The following is a 4,631-nucleotide window of genomic DNA, read 5'->3' on the forward strand; positions in this document are numbered from 1 at the left end:
ACTGCTCTTTAACAATTTATCAGACAATCTGTGTGGGCACTCAAAGTGACATGGATTCTTAACGTCCTCGGACGAAAAATGAATACCAAGTCTCAAGAGTGAACACGTAATTCATTACGAAGTTTAATTCTTTGAGCATCAAACTTAAATTGAAGAGTTTGATCATGGCTCAGATTGAACGCTGGCGGCAGGCCTAACACATGCAAGTCGAGCGGTAGCACAGAGAGCTTGCTCTCGGGTGACGAGCGGCGGACGGGTGAGTAATGTCTGGGAAACTGCCTGATGGAGGGGGATAACTACTGGAAACGGTAGCTAATACCGCATAACGTCGCAAGACCAAAGTGGGGGACCTTCGGGCCTCATGCCATCAGATGTGCCCAGATGGGATTAGCTAGTAGGTGGGGTAACGGCTCACCTAGGCGACGATCCCTAGCTGGTCTGAGAGGATGACCAGCCACACTGGAACTGAGACACGGTCCAGACTCCTACGGGAGGCAGCAGTGGGGAATATTGCACAATGGGCGCAAGCCTGATGCAGCCATGCCGCGTGTGTGAAGAAGGCCTTCGGGTTGTAAAGCACTTTCAGCGGGGAGGAAGGCGGTGAGGTTAATAACCTTGGCGATTGACGTTACCCGCAGAAGAAGCACCGGCTAACTCCGTGCCAGCAGCCGCGGTAATACGGAGGGTGCAAGCGTTAATCGGAATTACTGGGCGTAAAGCGCACGCAGGCGGTCTGTCAAGTCGGATGTGAAATCCCCGGGCTCAACCTGGGAACTGCATTCGAAACTGGCAGGCTAGAGTCTTGTAGAGGGGGGTAGAATTCCAGGTGTAGCGGTGAAATGCGTAGAGATCTGGAGGAATACCGGTGGCGAAGGCGGCCCCCTGGACAAAGACTGACGCTCAGGTGCGAAAGCGTGGGGAGCAAACAGGATTAGATACCCTGGTAGTCCACGCCGTAAACGATGTCGATTTGGAGGTTGTGCCCTTGAGGCGTGGCTTCCGGAGCTAACGCGTTAAATCGACCGCCTGGGGAGTACGGCCGCAAGGTTAAAACTCAAATGAATTGACGGGGGCCCGCACAAGCGGTGGAGCATGTGGTTTAATTCGATGCAACGCGAAGAACCTTACCTGGTCTTGACATCCACAGAACTTAGCAGAGATGCTTTGGTGCCTTCGGGAACTGTGAGACAGGTGCTGCATGGCTGTCGTCAGCTCGTGTTGTGAAATGTTGGGTTAAGTCCCGCAACGAGCGCAACCCTTATCCTTTGTTGCCAGCGGTTAGGCCGGGAACTCAAAGGAGACTGCCAGTGATAAACTGGAGGAAGGTGGGGATGACGTCAAGTCATCATGGCCCTTACGACCAGGGCTACACACGTGCTACAATGGCATATACAAAGAGAAGCGACCTCGCGAGAGCAAGCGGACCTCATAAAGTATGTCGTAGTCCGGATTGGAGTCTGCAACTCGACTCCATGAAGTCGGAATCGCTAGTAATCGTAGATCAGAATGCTACGGTGAATACGTTCCCGGGCCTTGTACACACCGCCCGTCACACCATGGGAGTGGGTTGCAAAAGAAGTAGGTAGCTTAACCTTCGGGAGGGCGCTTACCACTTTGTGATTCATGACTGGGGTGAAGTCGTAACAAGGTAACCGTAGGGGAACCTGCGGTTGGATCACCTCCTTACCTTAAAGAACCTGCCTTTGNNTTTGCTCTTTAAAAATCTGGATCAAGCTGAAAATTGAAACGACACACAGTTAATGTGTGTTCGAGTCTCTCAAATTTTCGCAATCTGAAGACATCTTCGGGTTGTGAGGTTAAGCGACTAAGCGTACACGGTGGATGCCCTGGCAGTCAGAGGCGATGAAGGACGTGCTAATCTGCGAAAAGCGTCGGTAAGGTGATATGAACCGTTATAACCGGCGATGTCCGAATGGGGAAACCCAGTGCAATTCGTTGCACTATCGTTAACTGAATACATAGGTTAACGAGGCGAACCGGGGGAACTGAAACATCTAAGTACCCCGAGGAAAAGAAATCAACCGAGATTCCCCCAGTAGCGGCGAGCGAACGGGGAGCAGCCCAGAGTCTGAATCAGCTTGTGTGTTAGTGGAACGGTCTGGAAAGTCCGACGGTACAGGGTGATAGTCCCGTACACCAAAATGCACAGGCTGTGAACTCGAAGAGTAGGGCGGGACACGTGGTATCCTGTCTGAATATGGGGGGACCATCCTCCAAGGCTAAATACTCCTGACTGACCGATAGTGAACCAGTACCGTGAGGGAAAGGCGAAAAGAACCCCGGCGAGGGGAGTGAAAAAGAACCTGAAACCGTGTACGTACAAGCAGTGGGAGCACCTTCGGGTGTGACTGCGTACCTTTTGTATAATGGGTCAGCGACTTATATTCTGTAGCAAGGTTAACCGTATAGGGGAGCCGCAGGGAAACCGAGTCTTAACTGGGCGTTAAGTTGCAGGGTATAGACCCGAAACCCGGTGATCTAGCCATGGGCAGGTTGAAGGTTGGGTAACACTAACTGGAGGACCGAACCGACTAATGTTGAAAAATTAGCGGATGACTTGTGGCTGGGGGTGAAAGGCCAATCAAACCGGGAGATAGCTGGTTCTCCCCGAAAGCTATTTAGGTAGCGCCTCGTGAACTCATCTTCGGGGGTAGAGCACTGTTTCGGCTAGGGGGTCATCCCGACTTACCAACCCGATGCAAACTACGAATACCGAAGAATGTTATCACGGGAGACACACGGCGGGTGCTAACGTCCGTCGTGAAGAGGGAAACAACCCAGACCGCCAGCTAAGGTCCCAAAGTCATGGTTAAGTGGGAAACGATGTGGGAAGGCACAGACAGCCAGGATGTTGGCTTAGAAGCAGCCATCATTTAAAGAAAGCGTAATAGCTCACTGGTCGAGTCGGCCTGCGCGGAAGATGTAACGGGGCTAAACCATGCACCGAAGCTGCGGCAGCGACACTATGTGTTGTTGGGTAGGGGAGCGTTCTGTAAGCCTGCGAAGGTGACCTGTGAGGGTTGCTGGAGGTATCAGAAGTGCGAATGCTGACATAAGTAACGATAAAGCGGGTGAAAAGCCCGCTCGCCGGAAGACCAAGGGTTCCTGTCCAACGTTAATCGGGGCAGGGTGAGTCGACCCCTAAGGCGAGGCCGAAAGGCGTAGTCGATGGGAAACAGGTTAATATTCCTGTACTTGGTGTTACTGCGAAGGGGGGACGGAGAAGGCTATGTTAGCCGGGCGACGGTTGTCCCGGTTTAAGCATGTAGGCTGGTTGTCCAGGCAAATCCGGATAATCAAGGCTGAGGTGTGATGACGAGGCACTACGGTGCTGAAGTAACAAATGCCCTGCTTCCAGGAAAAGCCTCTAAGCATCAGGTAACATCAAATCGTACCCCAAACCGACACAGGTGGTCAGGTAGAGAATACCAAGGCGCTTGAGAGAACTCGGGTGAAGGAACTAGGCAAAATGGTGCCGTAACTTCGGGAGAAGGCACGCTGGTGTGTAGGTGAAGTCCCTGCGGATGGAGCTGAGACCAGTCGAAGATACCAGCTGGCTGCAACTGTTTATTAAAAACACAGCACTGTGCAAACACGAAAGTGGACGTATACGGTGTGACGCCTGCCCGGTGCCGGAAGGTTAATTGATGGGGTTATCCGTAAGGAGAAGCTCTTGATCGAAGCCCCGGTAAACGGCGGCCGTAACTATAACGGTCCTAAGGTAGCGAAATTCCTTGTCGGGTAAGTTCCGACCTGCACGAATGGCGTAATGATGGCCAGGCTGTCTCCACCCGAGACTCAGTGAAATTGAACTCGCTGTGAAGATGCAGTGTACCCGCGGCAAGACGGAAAGACCCCGTGAACCTTTACTATAGCTTGACACTGAACATTGAGCCTTGATGTGTAGGATAGGTGGGAGGCTTTGAAGCGTGGACGCCAGTCTGCGTGGAGCCAACCTTGAAATACCACCCTTTAATGTTTGATGTTCTAACGTTGGCCCCTGACCGGGGTTGCGGACAGTGTCTGGTGGGTAGTTTGACTGGGGCGGTCTCCTCCCAAAGCGTAACGGAGGAGCACGAAGGTTAGCTAATCCTGGTCGGACATCAGGAGGTTAGTGCAATGGCATAAGCTAGCTTGACTGCGAGCGTGACGGCGCGAGCAGGTGCGAAAGCAGGTCATAGTGATCCGGTGGTTCTGAATGGAAGGGCCATCGCTCAACGGATAAAAGGTACTCCGGGGATAACAGGCTGATACCGCCCAAGAGTTCATATCGACGGCGGTGTTTGGCACCTCGATGTCGGCTCATCACATCCTGGGGCTGAAGTAGGTCCCAAGGGTATGGCTGTTCGCCATTTAAAGTGGTACGCGAGCTGGGTTTAGAACGTCGTGAGACAGTTCGGTCCCTATCTGCCGTGGGCGCTGGAGAATTGAGGGGGGCTGCTCCTAGTACGAGAGGACCGGAGTGGACGCATCACTGGTGTTCGGGTTGTCATGCCAATGGCACTGCCCGGTAGCTAAATGCGGAAGAGATAAGTGCTGAAAGCATCTAAGCACGAAACTTGCCCCGAGATGAGTTCTCCCTGAGACTTTAAGTCTCCTGAAGGAACGTT

Annotated in this window: 2 rRNA genes; both read left to right on the forward strand. The window is 52.8% G+C overall.

The features are described 5' to 3' along the window. Window positions 1–146: 146 nt before the first annotated feature. Window positions 147–1,686: ribosomal RNA gene (locus KHQ28_RS16615) — 16S ribosomal RNA — on the forward strand. Between the two features lie 129 nt (window positions 1,687–1,815). Next, window positions 1,816–4,631: ribosomal RNA gene (locus KHQ28_RS16620) — 23S ribosomal RNA — on the forward strand; the annotation flags it as partial.

Origin of the sequence: Klebsiella sp. 28 (assembly GCF_018223905.1) — a bacterium.
GTDB lineage: Bacteria > Pseudomonadota > Gammaproteobacteria > Enterobacterales > Enterobacteriaceae > Klebsiella > Klebsiella pneumoniae.